23 protein-coding genes and 1 tRNA gene are annotated in these 25,553 nt (G+C 52.1%); 2 read left to right on the top strand and 22 right to left on the bottom strand.

The features are described from left to right. Positions 1-362 precede the first annotated feature (362 nt). Positions 363-447 (bottom strand) — tRNA-Leu (locus E5987_RS08785). A gap of 184 nt (positions 448-631) precedes the next feature. On the opposite strand from E5987_RS08785, the gene dinB reads away from it, so the two are divergent. Next, a complete protein-coding gene (gene dinB / locus E5987_RS08780) occupies positions 632-1,732 on the top strand; it encodes a DNA polymerase IV (protein ID WP_160335718.1) in 1,101 nt (366 codons plus the stop codon). Here dinB and E5987_RS08775 read toward each other — a convergent pair. The 17 genes from E5987_RS08775 to rnr all read right to left on the bottom strand — a co-directional run bounded on the left by E5987_RS08775 (position 1,729) and on the right by rnr (position 20,744). Continuing rightward, a complete protein-coding gene (locus E5987_RS08775) occupies positions 1,729-2,964 on the bottom strand; it encodes an MFS transporter (RefSeq protein ID WP_160335717.1) in 1,236 nt (411 codons plus the stop codon). The genes dinB and E5987_RS08775 overlap by 4 nt on opposite strands. A gap of 99 nt (positions 2,965-3,063) precedes the next feature. After that, positions 3,064-5,661, bottom strand: coding sequence for an ATP-dependent chaperone ClpB (clpB, locus tag E5987_RS08770; protein WP_160335716.1), 2,598 nt, complete (start codon positions 5,659-5,661; stop codon positions 3,064-3,066). A gap of 123 nt (positions 5,662-5,784) precedes the next feature. Continuing rightward, complete coding sequence (moaE, locus tag E5987_RS08765; RefSeq protein ID WP_160335715.1) at positions 5,785-6,231, bottom strand: molybdopterin synthase catalytic subunit MoaE; 447 nt, start codon at positions 6,229-6,231, stop codon at positions 5,785-5,787. Between the two features lie 8 nt (positions 6,232-6,239). Further along, on the bottom strand, positions 6,240-7,433 hold the full coding sequence (locus E5987_RS08760; RefSeq protein ID WP_160335714.1) for a molybdopterin molybdotransferase MoeA: 1,194 nt from the start codon (positions 7,431-7,433) through the stop codon (positions 6,240-6,242). Then, positions 7,427-7,948: a molybdopterin-guanine dinucleotide biosynthesis protein B gene (gene mobB / locus E5987_RS08755; RefSeq protein WP_160335713.1), complete on the bottom strand. Its 522-nt coding sequence runs from the start codon at positions 7,946-7,948 to the stop codon at positions 7,427-7,429. The genes E5987_RS08760 and mobB overlap by 7 nt, the downstream gene beginning before the upstream one ends. 44 nt (positions 7,949-7,992) lie before the next feature. Then, the gene (gene thrC / locus E5987_RS08750; protein ID WP_160335712.1) at positions 7,993-9,429 is read right to left on the bottom strand and encodes a threonine synthase; all 1,437 of its coding nucleotides are present in this window, start codon (positions 9,427-9,429) and stop codon (positions 7,993-7,995) included. Continuing rightward, positions 9,429-10,739, bottom strand: a complete 1,311-nt coding sequence (locus tag E5987_RS08745) for a homoserine dehydrogenase (protein ID WP_160335711.1) — start codon at positions 10,737-10,739, stop codon at positions 9,429-9,431. The genes thrC and E5987_RS08745 overlap by 1 nt, the downstream gene beginning before the upstream one ends. Before the next feature lie 18 nt (positions 10,740-10,757). Continuing rightward, a complete protein-coding gene (gene alaC, locus E5987_RS08740; RefSeq protein ID WP_160335710.1) occupies positions 10,758-12,107 on the bottom strand; it encodes an alanine transaminase in 1,350 nt (449 codons plus the stop codon). Positions 12,108-12,275: 168 nt separating this feature from the next. After that, the gene (locus tag E5987_RS08735) at positions 12,276-13,943 is read right to left on the bottom strand and encodes a PhoH family protein (protein WP_160335709.1); all 1,668 of its coding nucleotides are present in this window, start codon (positions 13,941-13,943) and stop codon (positions 12,276-12,278) included. Between the two features lie 45 nt (positions 13,944-13,988). Next, entirely contained in the window at positions 13,989-14,471 is a 483-nt protein-coding gene (locus tag E5987_RS08730; protein ID WP_160335708.1) for a DUF456 domain-containing protein, read from the bottom strand. A 4-nt stretch (positions 14,472-14,475) separates the two neighbouring features. Continuing rightward, a complete protein-coding gene (gene dnaB / locus E5987_RS08725; protein WP_160335707.1) occupies positions 14,476-15,924 on the bottom strand; it encodes a replicative DNA helicase in 1,449 nt (482 codons plus the stop codon). A 127-nt stretch (positions 15,925-16,051) separates the two neighbouring features. Continuing rightward, a complete protein-coding gene (rplI, locus tag E5987_RS08720) occupies positions 16,052-16,501 on the bottom strand; it encodes a 50S ribosomal protein L9 (RefSeq protein WP_160335706.1) in 450 nt (149 codons plus the stop codon). A 14-nt stretch (positions 16,502-16,515) separates the two neighbouring features. After that, positions 16,516-16,788, bottom strand: a complete 273-nt coding sequence (rpsR, locus tag E5987_RS08715) for a 30S ribosomal protein S18 (protein WP_160335705.1) — start codon at positions 16,786-16,788, stop codon at positions 16,516-16,518. Positions 16,789-16,799: 11 nt separating this feature from the next. Next, the gene (locus tag E5987_RS08710; RefSeq protein ID WP_251452366.1) at positions 16,800-17,087 is read right to left on the bottom strand and encodes a single stranded DNA-binding domain-containing protein; all 288 of its coding nucleotides are present in this window, start codon (positions 17,085-17,087) and stop codon (positions 16,800-16,802) included. A gap of 12 nt (positions 17,088-17,099) precedes the next feature. Next, a complete protein-coding gene (rpsF, locus tag E5987_RS08705; protein ID WP_160335704.1) occupies positions 17,100-17,510 on the bottom strand; it encodes a 30S ribosomal protein S6 in 411 nt (136 codons plus the stop codon). Between the two features lie 139 nt (positions 17,511-17,649). Next, complete coding sequence (rlmB, locus tag E5987_RS08700; protein WP_160335703.1) at positions 17,650-18,393, bottom strand: 23S rRNA (guanosine(2251)-2'-O)-methyltransferase RlmB; 744 nt, start codon at positions 18,391-18,393, stop codon at positions 17,650-17,652. Then, on the bottom strand, positions 18,390-20,744 hold the full coding sequence (gene rnr / locus E5987_RS08695) for a ribonuclease R (RefSeq protein ID WP_160335702.1): 2,355 nt from the start codon (positions 20,742-20,744) through the stop codon (positions 18,390-18,392). The genes rlmB and rnr overlap by 4 nt, the downstream gene beginning before the upstream one ends. Positions 20,745-20,950: 206 nt before the next feature. Here rnr and E5987_RS08690 point away from each other — a divergent pair, with 206 nt between their 5' ends. Continuing rightward, on the top strand, positions 20,951-21,328 hold the full coding sequence (locus E5987_RS08690) for a lysozyme inhibitor LprI family protein (RefSeq protein WP_160335701.1): 378 nt from the start codon (positions 20,951-20,953) through the stop codon (positions 21,326-21,328). Between the two features lie 93 nt (positions 21,329-21,421). Here E5987_RS08690 and hflX read toward each other — a convergent pair whose 3' ends face one another. The 4 genes from hflX to bamB all read right to left on the bottom strand — a co-directional run bounded on the left by hflX (position 21,422) and on the right by bamB (position 25,551). Then, complete coding sequence (gene hflX / locus E5987_RS08685) at positions 21,422-22,594, bottom strand: GTPase HflX (RefSeq protein ID WP_288319601.1); 1,173 nt, start codon at positions 22,592-22,594, stop codon at positions 21,422-21,424. Next, positions 22,595-22,843: an RNA chaperone Hfq gene (gene hfq, locus E5987_RS08680; protein ID WP_251452376.1), complete on the bottom strand. Its 249-nt coding sequence runs from the start codon at positions 22,841-22,843 to the stop codon at positions 22,595-22,597. Positions 22,844-23,094: 251 nt separating this feature from the next. Next, the gene (gene der / locus E5987_RS08675) at positions 23,095-24,426 is read right to left on the bottom strand and encodes a ribosome biogenesis GTPase Der (RefSeq protein ID WP_160335699.1); all 1,332 of its coding nucleotides are present in this window, start codon (positions 24,424-24,426) and stop codon (positions 23,095-23,097) included. Between the two features lie 6 nt (positions 24,427-24,432). Next, positions 24,433-25,551, bottom strand: coding sequence for an outer membrane protein assembly factor BamB (bamB, locus tag E5987_RS08670; protein WP_160335698.1), 1,119 nt, complete (start codon positions 25,549-25,551; stop codon positions 24,433-24,435). Positions 25,552-25,553: the final 2 nt, after the last annotated feature.

Below are 25,553 nucleotides of genomic sequence, written 5' to 3'. Positions count from 1 at the left end.
CTCCCTGGGCTAAGGTCTCCCTTCAAAAGGAAACCCTTATCGTGGTCTTCTATTTAATTTCTGATGCGTCCGACCTGCCTCGGAATTAAAGTTTCCCGATGACTCGGTGGAGAAATTATTATCCGCATTAAAGCGAGTGAGAGCTGTAAGGGCTCCAACTAGAGCAACTTGGGTTGTAGAGCCGCTATCGAAAAAAGCCCAGGACATGCTTGAGCTTTTAGATCTCCCTAAACCGTCTATGACCTTCAAGTCAATGTAGAGCCATGTCGCGGAGGTTTGGACCGAAGAGCGTGTCCATCAGGGAAATTTACTTTCTTTTCCTCTAAATTCCATTGTTTTCACAACTAGGAAAAATATGAACTTGGTGGCCCGAACCGGACTTGAACCGGTACAGCTTGCGCCGAGGGATTTTAAGTCCCTTGTGTCTACCAATTTCACCATCGGGCCAGACAGGAGTTGAATTTTAATCTAAAAACGATTTTTTTGCTGAACTAAATGAACCACAGATTCCTCTGCGAAAAATCTTAACGAAAAAATTTCACTCCTCCATTGATGAACACAGAGCTTGCCCCTAACATTGAAGGATGTACTCCATTCTGTCGCTACGCTTGAACTATAGAAACGAAACCGTATGAGCCAAGACGGATACCGCCGAATTCTCCATATCGACGTTGACGCTTTCTTCGCTTCCGTCGAACAGCGGGACTTCCCTGAATTACGCGGCAAACCTATCGCCGTCGGCCTTAACGCGGTCAGAGGCGTGGTCGCGTCTGCTTCATACGAGGCCAGAAAGTTCGGAGTGCGATCCGCTATGCCCTCCTCTCAGGCACTCAAACTCTGTCCTGACCTGATCTTTGTCAAGGGAAGAATGGAAGAGTACAAAAAAATCTCTCAGGAAATCTTTTCGATCTTCGCCAGATACACAGACATCATCGAACCGGTCTCCATCGATGAGGCGTTCCTTGACGTGACCGGCGTATATGAGGAATACACATACGCCATGGAGATCGCTAAACTGATTCGCAAAAATGTTCGGGAAGAAGTCGGATTGGTCGTTTCCGCCGGTGTTTCTTACAACAAATTCCTAGCCAAAATCGCCAGCGATTGGAGAAAACCGGACGGGCTCTGCGTCATTCATCCCGACCGCGCCGCCGCTTTTATTGACCGCCTGCCGGTTAAAGCCATCTGGGGCGTCGGACCGGTGACGCAAAAGAAAATGGAATCTCTCGGCATCAGAACCGGAAAAGACTTACGAGAACAAGATATCTCTTTTCTGAATCAGCAGTTCGGAAAAGCTGGAATCTCTTTCTACAACTTTGCCCGGGGCATCGATAATCGAGAAGTCACGACAAGTCGAATCCGTAAACAAGTCTCGGCCGAAGTCACTTTCAGCCACGACGAAGGAAATCTGCAGAAACTCGAAGAAGCGCTCGAAGGCATCGTCGATCGGCTGATAACCCGGCTTGAAAAGAATAACTTCTCCGGAACCTCCCTGACGCTGAAAGTCAGATTCCATAACTTCAAGACCATAACCCGCTCCGAAACAACCGACAGGATTCTGGCCGATAAACCTCATATCCTTGAACTGGCGAAAAAACTGCTCGAGAACGTGGATAGAGGCGGACAAACTGTCCGTCTCCTGGGCGTTTCCATCGGAAACCGGGTAGAAGAAGAAAATCCGGAAACACTCCTCCCGCTTTCTATCGGAGAGCAAACCGAACTGCCGCTCTAGGCCCCACTCGGAACATCCGCTTTCTTTTCTCCGTCTGACACCTGAAGCGCTGTGAAAATAGCCGCTGTCTGAAGCGCTGCCACGCCAAAGAGAACCAGAGAAAACATGCCCTTATCAAGAAGCGGGCCGAAGACTAAGGGCGACAGAGACTGCCCGACATCCATTCCGCAGTAAGTAAATCCGTAAACACGGCCGAATGATCGCTGACCAAGCTTTGCCACCGTGGCCGATCGAATCATAATGTCCCGACTCGGCGCGGCAACTCCTGTGCCCGCACCCATCAGGAACATCAAAACAACAGCCCAGTATCCGACAAGAATCTCGGATGCCAAAACCACCGCCATCAGAGCAGAGAAAGCAATACAGACCGCGACAACACGATTCGAAGAAAAGCGGGACTGACCGGCAATGAAGCCGCCCACAAGTGCTCCGGCGCCCGCACCAATCAGGTACGCCATCAGCGCGGCCGAAGCTCCGGCCAAGTTCAGTCCGTAAGCATTTCTAAAGATCGATTGCGAGAAACTTTGCAGTACGCCAAAGGCACCGGAAGTAAAGAAAAAGAAGAAAAAGCACATCCATACGGAGGGAACCGCAAGAAAGCTGAATGCGCCGCCGCTGTCCTTTTCTTCAGAAACGAATTTCTTGGAACTCTGATCGATTGAGAACACATCCCTGAAAAAGAGCTGGAACCCTAAAACAATCAATGCCACGCTCGAAGCCGCAAAAGCGGCCTCTCTCCAGCCGACATTCTCAGCCATGAGAACCATGAAGAAGGGACAAATAGCCCAGCCGATATTACCGGTAATGTTGTGCCAAGCAAATGCATGTCCGAGATAGCGCTGAGAAATGTTGTAATTCATCAGGCTGTAATCGGCCGGATGAAAGACGGAATTGCCGAGACCGGCGAGAATCGAAGCCGCAAACAGCATGGGCACATTGTCAGCAAGACCTAAAACAAAAGCGCTTGATGCCAAACAAATCAGCCCGAGATACATCGACAGACGAGGGCCGATTTTATCCACCAAAAAACCGGTCGCGGACTGCCCAAGCGCGCTAGTGACAAAGAAGGTCGAAACTAATGTCCCGCCCTGAAGGTAATTCAGATTAAAGTGCGGAAGTATCCAAGGGAAAAGAGACGGAATGACAAGATGATAAAAGTGGGAGCTCGCATGCGCGATGGAAACCAAAAATATGGCCAAAATGTCGTGCGCTCTGGTGGTTTGATCCTGCATAAATGATCTCTCGGGACGAAAATTTGTTTTTATCAATTCTAGCGCCCAAGCGATAAAAATTAGGGCGCCGAAGCGCCCCGTCAATCAATTAATGGTTACTTAACTCAGTTCATTTTTGTCCTCAAAAATGAACTTATCGTCCTTGTAATCTACGAAAACCGTATCTCCGGGCGCATACTTGCCTTTGAGCAGGTTGACCGCGATGCTGTTTTCAAGATAATCCTGAACCGCGCGACGGAGCGGGCGAGCGCCAAAGAGCGGATCAAAGCCGACTTTGCCGATTTCATCCAGAGCCGCGTCTGTCACTTCAAGACCAATGTTCTGAGCTTCCATGCGTTTTGCGAGTTTGCGAATCTGAATTCTTGCAATCTCACGAATCGCCTTTTCGTCCAGTGCATTGAAGACCACGATTTCATCAATACGATTAATGAATTCAGGACGGAAGTGCTGTTTAACCTGCTCCATGACCGCGTCCTTGATCACCGCAGAATCTTCGCCCTGACGATTCATAATTTCATGCGAGCCAAGGTTCGAAGTCATGATGATGACCGTATTCTTGAAGTCCACCGTGCGGCCCTGTCCGTCGGTCATACGGCCGTCGTCAAGAACCTGCAGAAGAATATTGAATACGTCCGGATGAGCCTTTTCGACCTCATCAAGCAGAATAACGCTGTAAGGTTTGCGGCGGACGGCCTCTGTCAGATAGCCGCCTTCTTCATAGCCGACATATCCCGGAGGCGCACCGATCAGACGAGCTACGGAGTGCTTTTCCATGAACTCGCTCATATCGATACGAATCATCGCGTCTTCCGTATCAAACAGGAATTCCGCCAAGGCCTTTGTCAGCTCAGTCTTACCAACGCCTGTCGGGCCGAGGAAGAGGAATGAGCCGTAGGGGCGGTTCGGATCAGACAATCCGGCGCGTGAACGCAGAATCGCGTCAACGACCTTATTGACCGCTTCTTTCTGGCCGACAACCCGCTTGCCGATGTATTTGGACATATCCAAGAGCTTCTGGCGTTCACCTTCCATCATCTTGGAAACCGGAATTCCGGTCGCTCTCGACACCACTTCAGCAATTTCTTCTGCGCCAACCTGTGTTCTCAGAAGTTTCGGTTTCTCTTCATGAACTTTTTCCTCACGATCCTCTTCTTTGATCAGGCGGCGTTCAAGCTCGGGCAGTTCGCCGTACTGAATCTCCGCGAGCTCTTCATACTTACCCTGACGGCGAAGTTCATCCATCTTTGTCTTAAGACGGTCGATCTCGTCACGAATTTCTTTCGATCCGATTGCGGCGTTCTTTTCTTTCTTCCAGATCTCTTCAAGATCGGAATATTCGCGGCTCAGTTTCTGAATCTCGTCTTCCAAAGCCGAGAGACGTTTCTGACTTGCTTCGTCCTTCTCTTTCTTGACTGCTTCTCTTTCGATCTTCAGCTGGATCAGACGACGGTCAAGCTTATCGAGCTCTTCCGGCTTGGAATCAATTTCCATCTTGATTCTGGCTGCCGCTTCATCAATCAGGTCAATTGCTTTATCCGGGAGGAATCGATCCGTTATGTAGCGTGCGGAAAGTTCAGCCGCCGCAACAATTGCCGGGTCGGTAATTTCGACACCATGGTGGACTTCATACTTTTCCTGAAGTCCGCGCAGAATCGCAATCGTGTCTTCAACGCTCGGTTCGTCAACGATCACTTTCTGGAAGCGGCGCTCAAGAGCCGGATCTTTTTCAATGTATTTGCGGTATTCATCAAGCGTTGTTGCACCGATGACATGCAGCTCGCCGCGAGAGAGCGCAGGCTTGAGCATATTGCCCGCGTCCATCGCGCCTTCGGTTTTACCGGCGCCGACCACTGTGTGAATTTCATCAATAAAGAGAATGATGCGCCCTTCTTCGGCGACCACTTCTTTCAGAAGCGCTTTCAGGCGCTCCTCAAATTCACCGCGATATTTAGCACCGGCGACCAGGCCGGCCATATCAAGGCTTAAAACGCGTTTATTGCGCAGCGTATCGGGAACCTCACCGTTAACAATACGCTGAGCAAGACCTTCAACGACTGCGGTCTTACCAACGCCCGGCTCACCGATTAAAACGGGATTGTTCTTGCTGCGGCGCTGCAGGATCTGCATCGCGCGACGAATTTCATCATCGCGTCCGATAACCGGATCAAGCTTGCCCTGACGCGCTCTTTCAGTTAAATCAACCGTGTACTTTTTCAGAGCTTCGCGGTTGTTCTCAGCATCGGGATTGTCCACTTTCTCTCCTCCACGAACAGATAGTATGGCTCTTTCAAGCGATTCCTTATTTAAGCCTTCTTCTTTCGCAAGACGGGCAGCATCACAGCTGCTGTCACACAAAGCCAAAAGGAACAGATCTGTCGAGATGTACTCGTCGCCGAGTCTTTGCGCTTCACGCTCTGTCGCGTTAAGGATCGACATTAGCTCTCGGCTGACCTGAATATTGTTCGCCGCTCCGGACACCTCCGGAATCTTGCGGATCGCCTCCCTGACCTTGTGTTCGAGCTGCTGAACTCGAACTCCCGATCGTTCCAGAAGCGTGCGGCCGGTTCCCTCATCATCGTGAAGAACCGCAAGGAGCACATGCAGCGGGTCGATATACTGCTGGGAATTCTCAGCCGCCATAGACTGCGCTTGAGCTAACAGCTCCTGAAACCGTGTGGTTAGTTTGTCTTGACGCATAAAGGTTTAAATCTCCTTTTTTCAAGAGTTCGCCGATGAATCTCCGGCAAACTCATGACTTTGTATTGTGACAAGAAAATAAATTAAGGGCTCTGCCGAGCCCTTAATTTGGGAATAGGAAATTTAGTCCCACCGCTCCTTAGCGGTCTCGTCACTGTCGCGCGCTTCAACCCAGCGCTCGCCTTCGGGAAGCGTTTCCTTCTTCCAAAACGGCGCTTCCGTCTTAAGGTAATCAATCACAAATTCGCAGGCGTCAAAGGCTTCGCCGCGATGCTTACCTGAGACGCCAACGAGCACAATCTGATCGGTGACGCGCAGTTCGCCAACACGATGAATCACCGTCACATCTTCAATATCCCAGCGCTCAAGCGCCTGCTTAGCAATTTTTGTCAGCGCTTTTTCCGTCATGCCGGGATAATACTCAAGCGTCATGCCGCTCACATCCTTTCCGTCATTCAGATCGCGCACCGTGCCAAGGAAAGTGACGACCGCGCCAACGGAAGAATTTTTGCGAAGCTCGCGAACTTCTGCATCCAAATCAAAGTCTTCTTTCTGAACCAATATCTTCATGACACGACCTACAGATTAAATTCGCTGAAAGGAATGTAGCGCACCAAATCTCCTTTCTTCAGCTGAGCTTCCGCCGGGATATCCGCGAGACCGTCCGCCCAGGTACAGGAGGAGAGAACCGCAGAGTTCTGTGTCCGGTAGTTCTCAAGGGAGCCCTCGGCGTTGCGGCGGACACGGATAAACTCTCTGCGGCTTCCGCCTTTAAGATCAAAGTTCAGCGGGAGCATGTACCCTTTCACGTCCACCTGATTTCTGCCCGAAAGTCTCAGGATCAAAGGCTGAGCAAAAAGCAGGAACGTGACAAAGCCGGAGACGGGATTTCCGGGCAGGCCGATGAAAGGTACGCCAAGGACGCTGCCCTTACCTACCGGTTTTCCGGGCTTAACAGCAATGCGCCACATCTGCATGCTGCCTAAAGAGTCCACGGCTCTCTTCGTGTAATCGGCTTCTCCCACGCTGATACCGCCGCTGGTAATGATCAGATCGGATTTTCTTGCAGCCTTGCGGAACGCTTCAAGCGTATCCTCGAAAGAGTCCGGAATATTGCCGTAGTCCACGACATCGCAGCCGAGCTGATGCAAGAGCGCGCGCAGAACAAAGCGGTTGGAATTGTAGATTCCGCCTTCGACTCGCTCTTCACCGGGCATCGCAAGTTCGTCGCCTGTGAAAAACAGGGAAACACGAATCGGACGGTAAACCTTAACCGTCGCTCTGCCGATACTTGCCGCCACACCAAGTGCGGGCGGCGTCAGACGATCACCTTTGCGAAGCACTGTGTCGCCGATATCAATGTCGCATCCGGCTCGACGAATCCAGTCACCTGCTTTGGGCGCGTTCTTGAATTCCACCGTTCCGTCTTCGAGTTCAACCGCCTCTTCCTGAGGAATCACCGCGTCTGCCCCTTCGGGAATGGGCGCTCCGGTAAAAATGCGGGCGCAGGTACCGTTTTCAAGCTTTGTGCCGACGTGTCCTGCAAAAATCTTCTGCGAAACCGAAAAGGCGCGTCTGCCGTCAGCGAGCTCCGCGGCGCGTACCGCATAGCCGTCCATCTGTGAATTGTCCATCGGGGGGACCTGAATCTGAGAAACAATATCTTCAGCCAGAATCCTTCCGGGGGCATAAAGCGTCACCACCTCTTCAACATCGGAGGCTACTTCGGCGCCTTCTAAAATTTTTTCTTTTGCTTCTTCAACTGTCAGCATTTCTCAATCCCTTTTATCTGAAGTTTTTCTGTAATCCAGGCTGCGACTTTTTCCGGACTACTGATATCCAGCACAGGCAGCGCGGAAAACGCTTCTCGCGCTTTGTCAGAGACAACGGCACAGATACTTTCGTCACTCTGACAGATCGGAGGCTCGCCTCTGCCGATCTCTCTAAAGACTTCCAATCTGAGCGCGTCGCTGTCTTCCGATTTAAAGCCTTCTACCACGATTAAATCCGCCGGATCAAGATGCGCAATCAATTCTGACAAATGCGGAGCGCCCTGAGGCGTTTCCGAAAACATGGCCCAACGGTCTGCGTTGCGGACAATGACCTGAGAGGCCCCTGCCCTGCGATAACGGTAAGAATCTTTTCCGGGCTTATCCATATCAAAGTTATGGTGCGCATTTTTAATTGCGGCAACCCGCAGACCCTGAGCGCAGAAAATAGGAATCAGCTTCTCTATGAGCGTCGTCTTGCCGCTTCCGGAATAGCCGACAAAATTAACAATCTTCATGTGATAAAAATACGGCCCGACTCAGCGGGCCTATTCTGTTTAAGTTACTCTGCGTCCCGATCTCGGCTGCTGAGGAAGGCTTTAATTTCCTCGACATTCGGATCCATTTCCGTGACTCGCTGAGGAAGCGACAGCAGCGCTTCGTAGCCCGCGGGAATCGGAGGCTCAAAGCCCACGGCTTCTTTAATCGTCGCTGCGAACTTCGCCGGAAGCGCTGTTTCCAGACAAATCGTCTTGACGCCCGGAAGACGCATCTGCTCAGCCGCGTTGAGGCCGTCAGCCGTATGCGGATCGACGAGGAACTGATGCTTTTCCCACGTTTCACGAATTCTGCGGATTCGATCAGCATGCGTGCTGCGGGCCGCGGTGAATCCGCTTTCTTTTACGCGATTCCATTCGTCGCTGTCCAGAAGGAATTCTCCCTTCTGTCCGAGTTCGTCCCAGAGTTCTGTCACGCGGTTCGGATTTTTGCCGCAGATATCGTAGATATAGCGTTCAAAATTCGACGCCTTGGAGATATCCATCGAAGGCGAACTGGTCACAAAAGTATGCGCGGAGTCACGCACGCGGTAGCGGCCCGAACGGAAGAACTCATAGAGCACATCGTTCTCGTTTGTCGCGACGATCAGCTGTTTGACGGGCAGACCCATGTTCTTAGCGATCCATCCTGCGAGAATGTCGCCGAAGTTGCCGGACGGCACCGAGAAAGCGACTTCTTCGTCAGGGCTTTCTGTCGCCTGAAGCCAAGCACTGAAGTAATAGACCACCTGAGCGGCGATTCGCGCCCAGTTAATCGAATTGACGGCGCCGATATGATGCTCGGCCTTAAAGTCCAGATCTCGCGAAACCGCCTTGACCACGTCCTGAGCGTCATCGAAACTGCCTCGGACCGCGATATTGAAGATGTTCTTGTCTTCAATCGAGTACATCTGCGCTTTCTGGAAAGCGCTCATGCGGCCTGCCGGCGAAAGCATAAACACCTGAATGCCTTTGCGGCCGCGCATAGCGTATTCCGCAGCGCTGCCCGTATCGCCGCTTGTCGCGCCGAGGATATTCAGTCGGCTCTCTTTGCGGGACAAAATGTACTCAAAGAGTGCGCCCAAATACTGCATCGCCATGTCTTTAAAAGCGAGCGTCGGACCGTTGGAAAGTTCCAGAATCGCCAGATCTTTTTCAAGCCAAACGAGCGGCACGATCTTTGAAAAGTCGGTACCTTCTCTGCCGTGGCAGTAGACTTCGGACGTATATGTGCTTTCGCACAGATGCGCGATCGTCGAGCGGTTCATATCCTTCGCAAAAAGCGAAGTAACCGCGGTCGCAAGCTGCGCGTAATTGAGGCCGCGCCAGCTTTCGAGCGTTTCGCGTGAGACCTGAGGATATTCTTTAGGGACAAAGAGGCCGCCGTCTTTTGCGAGTCCCTGAAGAACGATTTCACTGTATGTAGCGGCAGGAACGCCGCCTCGAGTCGATACGTACTGCATTACTGTAATTCTTCCTTGCGAAGCACGACAATCGGTCCGCGAACGCTCTTGAGCTGCTGCATAGTGCGGATCGCACGCTGCATAAGCGATTCAATTGTGCTGTGCGTCATCAAAATAACTTCAGTGGAATCCTCTTTCTGCGGCGCTTCTCTCTGGATAAGCGACTCGATAGAGATGTTGTTGTCCGCGATGATACGGGCGAGGTCCGCTAAGACACCGGGGCGATCGTCCACCGGGATACGCAGGTAATAGGAGCAAACGGTGTCGCCGAAATCGGCAAAATCCTTTGCGCCCGGATTATGCTGCGTAGTCGGCATTTTCGGTCTTTCGCTGACGTTGGCGTCGGCGGTGCGGGCAATATCGATCAGGTCGGCAACAACAGCGGAACCGGTCGGCTCAGAGCCCGCTCCTTTACCGTAGTAAAGAGAGCTTTCCGCTGCATCGCCTTTCACCACGACGGCATTCATCGCACCCTCAACGTTGGCAAGCAGCCGGCGCATCGGCACCAGTGCCGGATGGACGCGCAGTTCAATACCGTAATCGGTATATTTCGTAATGCCGAGCAGCTTGATGCGATAGCCGAGCTCCTCGGCAAATTTAATGTCTTTCGCTTCAAGACGGCTGATGCCTTCGATATGCACTTTATCCATATTGACGGGCACGCCGAAAGCAATCGAAGAAAGCAGCACCAGCTTGTGGGCGGAGTCAATGCCTTCGATATCGAACGTCGGGTCCGCTTCAGCGTAACCGAGACGCTGCGCTTCAGCGAGCACATCATCAAAGCTTCTGCCGGTATCGCGCATTGTCGAGAGAATAAAGTTGCAGGTTCCGTTAATGATGCCCGCGATGCTTGAGACGCGGTTTGCGGCCAAGCCTTCACGCAGCGCTTTCACAATCGGAATAGAGCCGGCGACTGCCGCTTCAAGCGCAACGTTTACGCCTTTTTCTTCAGCCGCCTTAAAAATTTCATTACCGTGCTCGGCAAGCAGCGCCTTATTGGCCGTAACAACGTGTTTGCCTGCGTCGATTGCGGCAAGAATCAGAGATCTCGCGGGCTCAATACCGCCGATCGCCTCGACCACCACGTTAATCTCGGGATCCGTCACCAAGTCGTGCCAGTCGCTGCTGACCGCCACGTCTTCATCCACAAGTTTTCTGACGCGGTCAACATTGCGGACGGCCACGCGTTTAACGGTAATCGGAGCACCGGCTCGCTGAGTAATCAGCGAGTGGTTGCGTTTTAAGATGCTGTATGTTCCGCTGCCGACGTTGCCGAAGCCCGCCAGGCCAACCTTGATCGGTGTTGCCATTATTCTCCCTCGTTTAAATTAAGCTTTCTTTTTCGCAGGCTTAGCCTTGGACTTTGCCTTAGGTTTTGCTTTCGTCGGCAGATTAGAGACGCCTTTAAATTCAATTTCTTTTTTCTTTGCAGAAATCGGCGCAGGGGCCGGTTCTCCCTTCCAGTGACGGTGGAATTTCTTGCTCTTCGGTTCAATCAGACCGTCTTCCTTGAACATCTTGCGAATGCCGCGAAGCGCCTGACGGATACGATCGGCGTTTTCGATCAGAGCAATACGAACAAAGCCTTCGCCGTATTCACCGAAACCAACACCGGGAGAAACCGCGACCTTAGCGACTTCCAGAAGACGCTTGGAGAATTCCACGCTGCCCATCGGCTTATAGAATTCGGGCAGTTCGGCCCAGATGTACATACTCGCCTTCGGATTTTCTACATTCCAGCCAATGTCATGCAAACCTTTGACCATAATGTCGCGGCGGTGCTGATATTCTTTGCGAACTTCTTCCACGCACTCCTGAGGTCCGTTCAGCGCCTCAATCGCGCCGACCTGAATCGGAGTGAAGGTGCCGTAATCGTGATAGCTCTTGATACGAGTCAGCGCATGCACGAGCTCTTGATTTCCGACCATGAAGCCGATACGCCATCCGGCCATGTTGTAGCTCTTGCTCATAGTGAAGAATTCAACAGCAACGTCCTTGGCACCCGGAACTTCCATGATGGAAGGCGCTTTGTAGTCGTCATAAACGATGTCGGCGTAGGCCAAATCGTGCACGATATAAATACCGTGTTTCTTAGCCAGATCAACCAGCTTTTTGAAGAATTCCAGATCAACGCACTGAGCAGTCGGATTGCTCGGGAAGCCCAGGATCATGAGTTTGGGCTTAGGTGTTGTTTCCACAACAGCGCGCTCGAACTCTGCGAAGAAATCAAGGCCCGGGCCCATACGAACGCTGCGGACGTCGGCACCGGCGATGATGGCGCCGTAAATGTGGATCGGGTAGCTCGGATTCGGAACGAGAATAGTGTCACCTCGGTCAAGCGTTGCAAGCATCAGATGCGCGATACCTTCCTTAGAGCCGATGGTAACGATCGCTTCTTTGTCCGGATCGATATCCACGTCCCAGCGGCGTTTGTACCAATCGCTGATCGCTTTGCGCAGTCTCGGGATACCTCTGGAGGCTGAATAGCCGTGAGTTCCTGTTCTCTCTGCGACTTCAACCATTTTGTCCACAATGTGCTTGGGAGTATCCCCGTCGGGATTGCCCATGCTCAAGTCGATGATATCCTCTCCGCGGTGACGCGCTGCCATTTTAAGTTCATTAGTAATATTAAAGACGTACGGCGGCAGACGTTTAATTCGAGGAAAATCGTTATTCATACGGAACCTTTATCTAGGTAAATTCAAAAACAGTTAACTTAAGATTTTACGAAATTTCTCCCCGCTCCTTACGTGAGACAGGTTCTTTTTTATCGCTTTCAGCGGCAGAAACGCAAATATCTTCAGTCGGAAACGAAAAAGCGCTCCCGATCAGAGAGCGCATAAGGATTAAAGAGCTTCGCTTGCGTAATCCGCGAGTCTTGAGCGTTCGCCTCGCTGCATTGTGATATGTCCGGAATGCAGCCAATTCTTAAATCGGTCGACGACATACGTCAGACCGGATGAGCCTTCCGTCAGATAAGGCGTATCGATCTGCGCGATATTGCCGAGGCAGACGATCTTGGAGCCCGGACCCGCGCGCGTAATCAGCGTTTTCATCTGTTTCGGCGTCAGGTTCTGCGCCTCATCGATGATGACGAACTTATTCAGGAACGTGCGGCCGCGCATGAAGCTCATTGACTTGATTCGGATTCTGGAACGGATCAGATCCTCGGAGGCTCTTCTACCCCACTCGGTTCCGTTTCCGCCTCGATTCAGCACCTCGAGGTTGTCGTCAATCGCGCCAAGCCACGGGGCCATCTTCTCTTCCTCAGTGCCCGGCAAAAAGCCGATATCTTCGCCGACGGAAATGGTCGCGCGCGTAATGATGATTTCATTAAAGCGGCGCATCTCCATTGTCTGAGTCAAAGCGGCGGCAAGCGTCAGCAGCGTCTTGCCGGTGCCCGCCTGACCGAGCAGCGTCACGAAATCAATTTCCGGATCCAGAAGAAGATTCAAAGCGAAACTCTGCTCACGGTTTCTCGCATTGATGCCCCAAACCTGATGTTTCGGGTTGGTGTAGTCATCAATAACACGGACGACCGCGGTATCGCCTTCGATCGACTTGACTTCCCCATAGAACGGAGTGGCGTCGGGAGCTTCGTACCAAATGAACTGATTGATGAGGAATTGCCTGACCATCGGGCCCTTGATTTGGTACCAAGTTCTGCCGTCCTTCTGCCAGGATTTCAGATCCTTGCCGTGCAGTTCCCAGAAATTCGCCGGGAGTTTAAGCAGGCCGGTATACAGAAGATCGCAGTCCTCGATCATCTTGTCGTTGTAGTAATCCTCCGCGAGCAGACCGAGCGCTGCCGCCTTCAATCGAATATTGATGTCTTTGGAAACTAAAACGACCGTGCGGTCCGAGCGCTGTTTTTCCAACCCCTTGACCACGGAAAGAATACGGTTGTCCGCCTTTCCGCTCTCAAGCATATTCAAATCATTCGGGTATGGAGTTGTCTGAATAAAGAGTCTTCCCAAAGCCTCTTTATTGCCGAGCACATTCAAAGGAACACCGTGCTCGATGCTGCCCTCAAGATGCTGCATGATCTGATCGAGCGTGCGGCTGACCTGACGCACGTTTCTTGCGACATCGGTCATGCCGCTCTTATGGTTATCGAGCTCTTCAAGCGTGATCATCGGCAGATAAACGTCGTGCTCTTCAAAGCGGAAGATACTTGTCGGATCGTGCATGAGGACATTGGTATCCAGCACATAAAGGCGCTTTTTCCCGTCGTCCGGAATATTTTTGTTTCGGCGATGCGAAACGGGCGCGCAGGCTTCCTTCTTGGCCGCGGCGGCTTCTTTGCTCATCTCCGCTTTAACTTCCCTGACTGCTTCTTTTGCGGCGACGGGTTTCAGCAAGGCCGCTTCCTTTTTCGGCAGTTCAGTCGTTTTATTTTTTCTGGCACGTCGAACCGTCTTTTTATCCTGCTCTGTCGGGCCCTCGAGAGGCAGAGAGGCGGCGATATCCGTCAATCTGCTTGCTTTGCCGGAAGGCATTTTTGGTAATGGCATATTTTTAAATCCTTACGATTTCTGTTGCGCTGTCCGTTTCACGGACTAAATCAGAATATCGGCAATCACAACACCGATCATGGTAAAAGCGAGCGCAAGCTTAACAACGGTGCCGATGATCATTCCGAGCCATGTCGCAAAACCGACCTTACCGCTGCGAAGCATGTCCTGATGATCAATAAACTCGCCGATCGCCGCTCCGAGGAGCGGCATAAAAATCAAACCCCAGAGTCCGGTAAAGATACCGACAAAGGTACCGATCAGGGAGCCGACAATCCCGAGCTTGGTCGCCCCGGCCTTTTTTGCGCCCATCGTTTGTGCGATCCAGTCGACTGCCAGACCGAAGAGCATCAGCACCCCAAGAAGCACGACGACCCAGACATTGATCTTGTCATAGTGATCGATAAAGGCCGCGAGCCAAGCTCCGGCAAAGATCATCGGCAGTCCGGGAATCATCGGAATGACGGTACCGAGTATTCCCACACCCATAAGAAGGACTGCCGCGATCCAAAGAATAATATCCAGCATCTAGTTAATATCCAGCCTGCATCTGCATGTCGGTTGCCCGACTGACAAATCTCGTATAAGCCCCCTGGAAGATCAGAGGGATTGTTCCGGTCGGACCGCTGCGCTGTTTACCGATAATCAGCTCGGCTTCCGACGCGTTGGCCGGTTCCTCAGCCGGTGCCGGTGCATCCGGATCATCGGAATCTTCTTTGCGCTGGTATGCGGCCGGCCGATACAGGAACATAATGACGTCCGCATCCTGCTCAATAGAACCGGATTCTCTCAAGTCACTCATTAAAGGACGTTTATTAGGACGATTGTCCACATCACGCTTAATCTGAGACAGCGCGATAATCGGAACCTTCAGCTCTCTTGCGAGACCTTTGAGACCGCGCGAGATTTCCGCAATTTCGGAAGCTCGGTTCTGATCTCCGCCGCGCGAAGAGCTTTCGCCCGACATCAGCTGCAGGTAATCCACAACGATCAGTCCGAGTTTGCCGCCGACGCGGTTTAAAAGCTGACGCGCTCTGCTTCGCAGGCTGAGAATTGAGAGTCCGCTGGTGTCATCGATAAAGATCGGAGATTTTTCGAGCTGTTCGGCCGCGTTATAGAAAGATCGCCAATTATTGCCGAGCTGACCGGTTTTCAGATCTCCGGCGGGGATTTCTCCGAGCGCGCTGAGCAGTCGGCCCGCGATCTGTTCAGCCGACATTTCCATCGAAAAGATACCGACAGGCAGCGCCTGATTGGCGCCGACGTGCAGCGCGATATTCAGAGCAAAAGCGGTCTTGCCCATCGCCGGACGGCCGGCGACGATAATCAGTTCGCCTTCGTGCATGCCGTTGGTCATGCGGTCCAAGTCCGGGAAACCCGTTCCGACGCCGTAGACCATACCCGGATTATCCATTTCGGAGAGCTCGCGCAGGTGTGTCGTGTAATCGGCCAGCACGGAGTCAATCTTTTGGAAGCCGCTGCCGCTTTTAGCCAATTCTTCGTTGATACGGAGCATTTTTGCCTGAGCCTCATCAAGCAGATCTTTCGCTTCGCGAGCTCCGGGATTTAAAGCGTCGCTGACAATTTCGTTGCCTGCGGTAATGAGGCGGCGTCTCGTTGAGCGGTCACGGATAATTTCGGCGTAACGCACGATATTGGCCGCGCCCGGGCTGTAATCGGCGATGCGGTTGAGGTATTCCATACCGCCGGTTTCTGTTTCCAGACCCGCCTCGCGCAGCAGGTCATGCACGGTCAGGATATCCGCGGGCCTGCCCTCTCCGATGAGTTTTTTAATGTTTTCAAAGATCAGGCGGTTGCCGTAATCATAAAAATCCTCAACATCGATACGGCCGCCGATCAGGTCGAAGACCTTATTGTCGAGAAGGAGCGCGCCGAGGACCGCGTCTTCGGCTTCTTTAGCAGCAGGCGGGGTACGGTACTGCTGAATTTCAGCATCATTTTTTGAATAGTTATCTGGCATTTTTTCCTCTAGTGGAAAGAAAACTATAGCGGATTCGAGTGCTCGCTGCTGAAAAAAAAATCCCAAAACAGTCCGAAGACCTTTTGGGATTTTCAGAGGGCCTGAGGCCCTCGCGCATTCCTGTCGATTAGGCTTCAGCGACGACCTGAACAACGACGTCAGCGACGATGTCGTGGTGAAGGTCGATCTGCAGCGGATATTCACCGATAGCCTTGATCGCGCCGAGCGGGGTGCGAACCTGGCTCTTATGAATATCGTAGCCAAGTTTAGCCAGAGCCTCAGCAACGTCCATGTTGGTGACAGAGCCGAACAGACGGCCGTCAACGCCGGCCTTGGAAGCGATTGTAAGAACGATACCGTCGATCTTAGTCTTCAGTTCCTGAGCCTTAGCAAGACGTTCAGCCTGAGCGCGTTCGAGTTCAGCCTTGTGGGCTTTGAATTCTTCAATCGCAGCTTCAGTAGCGCGTTTAGCACGCTTTGTGGGGATGAGGTAGTTACGGGCGAAACCGTCTTTAACTTTAACCACATCGCCGAGCTGACCAACGTGAGGAATGGATTCAAGCAGAATGATTTGCATGTTGTTTCCCCCGATTACTGATTATCTGTGTAAGCAAGCAGAGCAAGGAAGCGGGCACGCTTGATTGCTGTGTCGAGCTGACGCTGGTAGTGAGCCTTCGTTCCGGTCAGGCGAGCCGGCATGATCTTGCCGTTTTCCTGAATGAAATCACGAAGTGTGTCGATATCTTTGTAATCGATCTGATCAACATGATCAGCTGTGAAGCGGCAGAATTTTTTACGCTTGAAGAGAGCGTTCTGCTGATTCGGGTTGCGAGAGCGACCCTTTCCTTTGGCACCAAAAGCCATGATGTAACTCCTTAAATGTATTCCGTTATGTGCAGGATTAATTTGGATGAACGAGCGGAGGTGGTGGAGACAAAACCCTTGAAGATTCTTTCTGAGCCAAGTTCAAGTTCAGAGACTTTTTTCGCAGTCTCACCGACTGCCATAGCGGCGGCGGAGAAGTTTAAAACTCTCTCGGCACCGCCTTCCTGAACAATGCCCTTGTACCGGATCGTGAATTCGAGGATCGGAACGCCGGCCAGCGAATATCGCAAAGCCTCTTTCTTTTCCAGTTCTCCCTCAAGCTCTACCGAGTTCAGCACAAATATTCCGAATTAAGCCTCGGCAGAAGCCGGAGCTTTTTCCTCTGCCTGTGCAGCAGCGGCTTCAGCTGCAGCGCTGGCGGCCTTACGGGCTTCTTCCTTTTCAACAGCCTTCATCATCGGAGAAGGTTCTGTTTCAGCCTTTTTCATCTTCACTGTGAGGTGACGAAGAACGGCATCGTTGTAACGGAAATTATTTTCGAGTTCATCAAGAACTTCAGGACCGCATTCGATGTTCATCAGAACATAGTGGGCCTTAACCAGTTTCTCGATCGGATAAGCGAGCTGGCGGCGACCCCAGTCTTCAAGACGATGAATCTTTCCGCCGTGGCTTTCCACAGCAGCTTTGTAACGCTCAATCATCGCCGGGACCTGTTCGCTCTGATCAGGATGGACGATGAAGCAAATCTCATAGTGACGCATTGAACCTCCTTATGGGAAATAGTCGCCCGGAGCGTCTTCCGGTGTGACAAGGACTAGAAAGAGCGCGATTCTACTCCCTTTTTTGGAAAATTTCCAATGTTGGAAAGCAGTTACCGCGCTTTTCACTCAAGATTACGATTTAGCGGCCGATTCTTTGGCGCACTGTTTCAAATAGACAAATGCCCGCGGCCACGGAAACATTCAGACTTTCCACCGTGCCGAGCATCGGGATTTTTGCCAGATCCGAGCATCGTCTGCGCGTGAGCTGACGCAGGCCGTCGCCTTCGTTGCCGAGCACCCAGGCAAAGGGACCGGTCTGATCAAATTCATAGATGGACTTCTGGGCCTCGCCCGCTGTACCTACGACCGGGACTCCTGCATCCACCAGTTCGACGATGGAGCCCGCAAGATTGGTGACACGCACCACAGGTACGGTTTCTGACGCGCCCGCGCTCGCTTTAATCGCTGCAGGCGTGAGATCCGCCGAGCGATCTTTAGGAACAACCATCGCGGCCACACCGGCGGCATCCGCGACACGCAGACAAGCTCCGAAATTTCTCGGGTCCGTCACACCGTCCAAAATCAGGAGAAGCGGACTGCCGGAGAGATTATTCATCAAATCGTCAAAGCTCATTCCGATATCCACCGGAGCGGCAAGCGCGACGATGCCCTGATGCGGGATTTCGCCCGCCAGGCCCTCCAGTCTTCGATGGTCCGCCTGCATAATGCGCACGCCTTCTTTTTCCAGCGCTTCCAGCATTCTGCGCATTCTCTGATCCCGTCTTTTCGGATCCACATAGACGGATCGAATCGATCCCGCATCTCTTTTGAGGCGGCTCATCACCGAATGAAAACCCGCCAGTACCACGTCTTTTTTCGTCACTTTGATTTCCTTTTACCGGCCGCTCTGCCGAATGTTTCTCTGCCCGAAGCCCTTTGTTTTTTCACTCTTCTTCCCCGTACAGCCTCTTCGATGGAGAACTCGATTCGTCTTGCATCCAAGTCGCAGCGCACTACCTTAACCACAACCGGCGTTCCGACGCTGTATCTTTGGCCGCTATCCTGACCGATCAACGCGTTTGCAGATTCGCTGTATTCAAAATATTCTCTTCCGAGATTTGAGACATGAATCGCGCCGTCCACATAAAGATCGTCGAGCGTGACATAAATACCGAACGGGCTGACTCCGCTGATAATACCCTTGTAAACCTCGCCGATATGCTGTTCCATGTAATAAGTTTTCAGCCAGCCCATCACATCGTAGCTTGCCTCATCAGCTCTGCGCTCATTGGCTGAGCACAGAAGTCCGAGTTTTTCCCATACTTCGATATGCGGCACTTTGGGTTTGTCTTCGCCTTCTTTCACAATCAGTTCGCGTGTCTGGATCGGGACATCCACTTCGTCGGGAGAGAGCAGGATCTTCGGTACGTACTTGCGTCCTCTGAGCACGCCTCTGATAGCGCGGTGCACGAGCAAATCCGGATAACGGCGGATCGGAGAAGTAAAGTGCGTATACGCTTCGTAGGCCAATCCGAAGTGACCGACATTGTGCGGCGAATACACCGCCTGCTGCATCGAGCGCAGAAGAATCATCTGGATCGCCGCCTTATCCGGTCGATCACGGATCTGATCGAGCGCTTCGCAGTAATCAGAAGGCGACGGGGTGCTCCCGCCTCCGAGCCCGACATTGAACTGAGCGAGCGCCGCTCTGGCCTTCTCCAGGCGATCCTCAGAAGGCGGTTCATGAATACGGAAGAGACAAGGCGCTTTGTTCTTCAAGAGAAAATCGGCGGCGCAGGTATTGGCGACCAGCATCATCTCTTCGATCAGTCGATGCGCGTCGTTTCTTTCTCGCGGAAGAATCTTTTCGATTTTGCCCTGTTCATTTGCGACGATGTAGGTTTCCACCGTTTCAAAATCCATAGCCCCGCGCAATGTTCGGCTCTTTAACAAAATCTTGAACAGGTCATACAGATCCTGAACATTACCGAGCACATGATCCATAGCGGCAGCAGCCGGTCCGTTCGGGTCCTGCAGAGCCGCCCAAACGTCGTCATAGATCAGACGAGCTGCCGAGCGAATCACTGCCGGATAGAACTGATAGGCCGTCACCTCGCCTTCCGGACTGATGACCGAGTCACAAACCATTGTGCAGCGATCGACGTGCGGATTTAGTGAGCAGAGTCCGTTAGAGAGTTCTTCAGGGAGCATCGGGATGACGCGGCGCGGGAAATACACGCTGGTCGTTCTCAGCTGTGCATCCTTATCGATTGCGCTGCCCGGCTTCACGTAATGAGAGACATCGGCGATCGCGACGAGCAGTCGGTACCAGCCCTTTTTTCTTTCGACCGGCAGACAGAATACCGCATCATCAAAGTCTCTCGCGTCGGCGCCGTCGATTGTGACAAACGGAATGTCGCGCAGGTCCACACGATTGCGCAAATCGGCTTTTGTCACATGATCCGAGAACTTGGCGATTTCCGCTTTGTTGGCTTCCGAGAATTGATGAGGAAGATTGAATTTACGCACCGCAATTTCAATTTCCATTCCCGGATCTTCGATATCACCGAGGACTTCGACGAGTTTAGACTTGATGTCACTCCACTTGGCATCATCCTCGAAAAGCCCGGTTTCATTCGGCTCTACCACGACAATCTTGCCGTCCATCTCTTTGCTGACGGTATTCGGTTCAAGCGTGAAGCGATGTGTGATGCGGATATCCTCCGCGGTCACAACCGCGCTGATAATCCTGCCAAGTTTATTGCGGCCCAGCGCTAGGCGTCCCACAATCTTGCTCATTCTGCGCTTGATCAGCTTCTGAATTTCCGCAATCTGTCTTCCCCGCGCATCGGAGGACAGGGAAATCGCCTCAACAACATCGCCGGGAAGAACCTTAGTCATTTCCTCTTCCGTTATGAAGAGATCGGGAACATCTTCGTCGCAAATCAGAAATCCGTAGCCGTCCCGGTGTCCCTGAACAACGCCCCGATATACGTGCGCTTCAGCTCGTTTTTTAAGCATAACCGTCCCGTCCTTCTGTGTAACCGCTTTTTTGGCTTTGGTGATTTCGGCAAGCGCGCTGTCGAACGCTTGTTCCGTCATTGATTTGTCATCCCCGACGAGTTGCTTTTTTAATTGCGCCAGCGGCATTGCGCCTGAATTAAGCGTCAATTTGGACAGTATCTTGTCCCGGGCAGCGGAAACCCGACGAGATAATTTTTGTTGTACAGCCATATAGTTCTCTCATTCAGTCATATCTGAATTAATATCTGATGGATTGTAATTGTTTAAGATGCAAAGCTTCCTCTCTTTTCGCTCATAGTGGAGAGCTTGAAGCGCCTAAGACGAACAGAAGTTTCAAGAGGACGACTTCGGTACGACATCCATTGACGTATCCGTCTCTACAATCTTCATCACTACTGCTTATTTGGAGAAATCAAATGATCAAGTCTGCCGGGTCTGCAACATTACTGACCGCCCTCTTTATTCTTTCTGCCGCACACGCTGCCGGTCAGGACTACTGCAAGGAAGCCTTCGCTATCGGCAACATGCCCGGCATGACAGAATGCAGCTCTATGGAACTGGAAGCGCAGGACAAGCGTCTTAACGCCGAGTACAAAGCCGTCATGGCTAAACTTGATGCAAAGCAGAAGAAAGAGCTTCGTTCCGTGCAAAGGAAATGGATTAAAGACCGTGACGCGGACTGCAAACTTGAAGAGGACGGAGGACAGGCTGCAGAGCTGAACCATGTCAGCTGTCTAAAGGAGTGGACGAAAAAGCGCGCCGATGAGCTCGCTGCAATGAAAAGCGGGCTTTAGTCCGTAGGCTGTTTCTCTAAAGGCCTTAGCACAAGTCGTGCTTTCTTTGGTTAAAAAGCTGAGAAGCAGAAGCGCTTCTCAGCTGTATGACGTTTAGCGTTCGAATTCCGCAAGCCAGTCCTCGTTGTCCGGCTCTTCCCCGGTTTGAACTTTTTCGTGCTCGGCAACTGCGATTTCACGAATCGCGTCTTTAAGCAAATCGAGACCCTCCCCGGTCTGCGCGCTGACACCTACAGCGATCGGCCGACCGCTGTCATCGGATGTCAGAAACGGCGGTTTACCGCTCGCATCCAGCTTGTTGTAAACCAGAATTCGCGGAATATCTTTTGCGCCGATTTCCTCCAGAACTTTATTCACTTCAGAGATTTGTTCTTCCTGAGCGATATTCGAGGAGTCAATCACATGCAGAAGCAAATCCGCCTGAGCCGCCTCATCCAATGTGGACTTGAAGGCTTCGATCAGCTGGTGAGGCAGACCGCGAATAAATCCGACCGTATCGCTGAGAACCACCTCGGTATCTTCTCCGACGTAGCAGCGCCGGGCTGTTGTATCCAATGTGGCAAACAACTGGTCAGCCGCATACACACCGCTTCGTGTCAGGCGATTAAACAGCGTGGATTTACCGGCATTGGTATAGCCGACTAGCGCCACTGTGAGAAGATCGCCTTTCTGACGTGACTTTCTTTGGGTGTTTCGCTGTTTTTCCAGTTTCTTGAGCTGTTCCTTAAGCGCCTTCACTCGCGAACCGAGCATTCGGCGGTCAAGTTCCAACTGTTTTTCACCCGGGCCGCCGGTCTTGGACAGGCCGCCTCTTTGGCGCTCCAAATGGCTCCAGCCTCGGACGAGTCGGGTGGACAGGTGCGTCAGGCGAGCCAATTCAACCTGCAATTGGCCTTCTCTGGTTTTCGCACGCTGGCGGAAAATTTCCAGAATTAAATTGGTTCGATCCCAAACGAGGAGATTGGTGGCTTTTTCGATATTTCTCTGCTGGGCCGGAGACAGTGCAACGTCAAAGATCAGGGCCTGAGCGCCGCATGCGGTCGCTTCCTCCTTTATCTCCTCAATTTTTCCGCTGCCGAGAAATGTCTTAGGATCCGGACGATCTCTCTTGGCTTCTGTGAGACCAAGCACATCGTAACCGCAGGAGGAAGCCAGTTCGGAAAGCTCCTGAGCCGCATCACGATAAATATCACGTCCGATTAAAACAGAGACGAGCCACACCTTCAAGGCATGCTCGTCCCTTTGTTCATAATTTTCGAGTGTCACTTATTCTTCAGCTTCAGGCGTCTGAGCTTCGTTTCCAAGCGGCACTGCGCGAGCCGGCACAACCGTGCTGATCGCATGTTTGTAAACCATCTGAGTCACTGTGTTGCGAAGCAAAACAACATACTGGTCGAAGGATTCGATTTGGCCTTGAAGTTTAATTCCGTTTACAAGGTAAATCGATACAGGAATACGGCCTTTGCGAAGGCTGTTCAAGAACGGGTCTTGTAGAAGTTGCCCCTTTGTCATTATATTTCTCCAACTGGCTAAAGTGCCAAAATACTCTTCAATGCATTGTAGATAAGAAAAACTCTACAATAAATACCATGCAATCATTTTGGGCGCCTTAGCTTAAATCCGATGCGCCGCAACGACTGTGCAGAGGGAATAAAACAAAAAACGGAATTAACTTTATTCCACAGCTACGTTTACATTTTACTTCAGACAATCCCAAAATCAGGCAAACGACGCTTACAAGTTTGCCGTTTTGAGATGCGTCCTATCTAACTTTTTTGGACGTACGGATTCTTATTGGTTCTGAATTCGATGCGAAGCGGCGTCCCCGCCAGATTAAATTTCGTTCTGAACCATCCTTCAAGGTAACGTCGGTAGCTCTCAGGCACATCTTCGAGCGCGTTGCCGTGGACCACGATCACCGGAGGATTCATACCGCCCTGATGCGCATAGCGCATCTTGGGACGTCCTCCGCCGGCTCGCGGAGGAAGCTGCCGAGACGTGGCTTCGATCAGCGCTCTTGTCAGTTTCGGCGTAGAAAGCTTCATGAAAGCCGCAGCGTGCGCCTCATTGACCGCGTTGAGCAGATGATGAAGTCCGCGTTTATGAAGCGCGGAAATGTAGAGAATCTTCGCCCAGCGTAAGAAGTGCAGCTTATGTTCGAGCTCTTCTTTCACCCGACTTCTTTCGTAGTCGTCCAGATCGTCCCATTTATTGACGCCGACGACCAAAGCTCGTCCGCTCTCAAGAACGTAACCCGCAATATTGGCATCCTGTTCGGCAATTCCCGCATGCGCATCCAAAAGGAGCACTACAACGTTCGAGCTTTCAATCGCCTGCAGCGTCTTAACGACCGAGAATTTCTCGATCGCTTCAAACACCTTGCCTTTTCTGCGCAGGCCGGCGGTATCGATAAGTGTGTACTCGCGGTCTTTGTAATTGAACTCAACCTCAATCGCGTCGCGCGTTGTACCGGGCATATCGTATGCGATCAAACGGTCTTCACCGATCAGCGCGTTGATCAGCGTGCTCTTGCCGGCATTCGGGCGTCCGACGATCGCGACTTTGATCTTATGCTGGAAATCCTCTTCTTCGTCGATCTCCTCTTCGGTCGGGAAAGGTTCCAGAACGAGGTTCATGAGCGGGCGAACCCCCTCGCCGTGCGCAGCGGAAATCGGATAAGGCTCTCCGAGCGCAAGTTCGTAGAACTCCGCCTTCATGGATTCAGAGAGGCCTTCGGCCTTATTCACGACCAAATAAACTGTTTTTCCGGACTCTCGCAGACTTTGCGCGATTCGGCTGTCCTGAGGCGTCAGACCGGTGCGGCCGTCCACCAGAAAGAGGACGGCATCGGCTTCGGTAATCGCAAGCTGAGCCTGTCCAGTCATCGCCTTAACGATGCCCTCGGTTCTGATCGGCTCAAAACCGCCGGTATCAATGACCAGATAAGGTTTATCTCCGATACGGCCGTCTCCGTAGTGACGATCTCTCGTCAGGCCGGGGAAATCCGCGACCAACGCGTCACGAGAACGGGTTAATCGGTTAAATAATGTTGACTTGCCGACATTCGGTCTGCCAACTAAAGCAATGACAGGAACCATATTCTTTTATCGTGTAGCGATATACGCCACATCTCCTTTACTTGTCTGGAAAATCGCGCCAGAGCTGAACGGCTGCGCCGCGGTAACCACCGGACCGCTCAGACGAAGTCTTCCGATCTCTTCTCCGGTTCTCGGAGAAAGCAGGTGCACATAGCCTTCGGCGTCACCGACGGCAACCGCACCCGGCACAACGACCGGGGCAGAAAGTCCGCGGTAGAGCATTTCCTTATTCGTCCAGCGCTCCTCTCCGCTTTCGCGATAGAACGCTTTGACTTCGCCGTTGACCGCGACTCCATAAACATTGGCTTCGTCAATGGCAGGTCCTGCAACCGCATCAAGCGGCTGAGACCAGCGGGTCTGTCCGTTCTGACTGTCGATGCAGGTCACTGCGCCCTGATAAGCCGCCGCGCACACCAGATCCTGGCTGAATGCCGGATATCCGACTACGTCAACCAAACGTTCGACTTCCGTAATGCCTTTGGACTGAGCGATAGAGAATTCAAATACCGCTTTACCGGTCGGAATATCCAGAATCACGACATGACCGTTAGGCTGTCCGACAAAAAGAACCGTATCATGCGCGAGCATGCCTGTGGGCAGTCTGACTGTCAAAGCGGGCTGATTCTTCTGATAAATCCACTCTTCATCTCCGCTGGACGCTTCAAATGCGGAAACTCGCGTATCGAGCGTTCTGACGATCACGAGACCTTGCGCGACAACCGGAGGAGAAGCCAAATCAGTTGTGAGTTTCTTGCTCCAGCTCACTTTGCCCTCAGCGTCAACGACCTGAAGTGTTCCGTCTTCAAGGCCCACCGCGGTGACATAGCCGTCGCTGCCGACGCCTGCCGTAATCGGAGAATCAAAAGAAACGGACCATTCCACTTCGCCGCTGCGCGCATTCATACGCGAAAGCGTCTTGCCGCCTGCCGCAAAAACGACATCGTCATAGACGGCCGGAACCAAGAAGCCGTCCGCAGAAGAGAGACTCTTAGACCAAACGGTGTCGGCGGAGATTGCCTGCGTGATTTTCACGAGCGGCATCGGTTCATGTTTTGAAGTTGAACAGCCTGCCAGGGCTGCCGCCGCTGCTGTGAGAACAAAAAACTTTGTTAATTTACTGACCATGA

It is taken from the genome of Parasutterella muris (genome assembly GCF_009767915.1).
Lineage (GTDB): Bacteria > Pseudomonadota > Gammaproteobacteria > Burkholderiales > Burkholderiaceae_F > Parasutterella > Parasutterella muris.
This window is presented reverse-complemented; position numbering and strand designations above follow the sequence as displayed.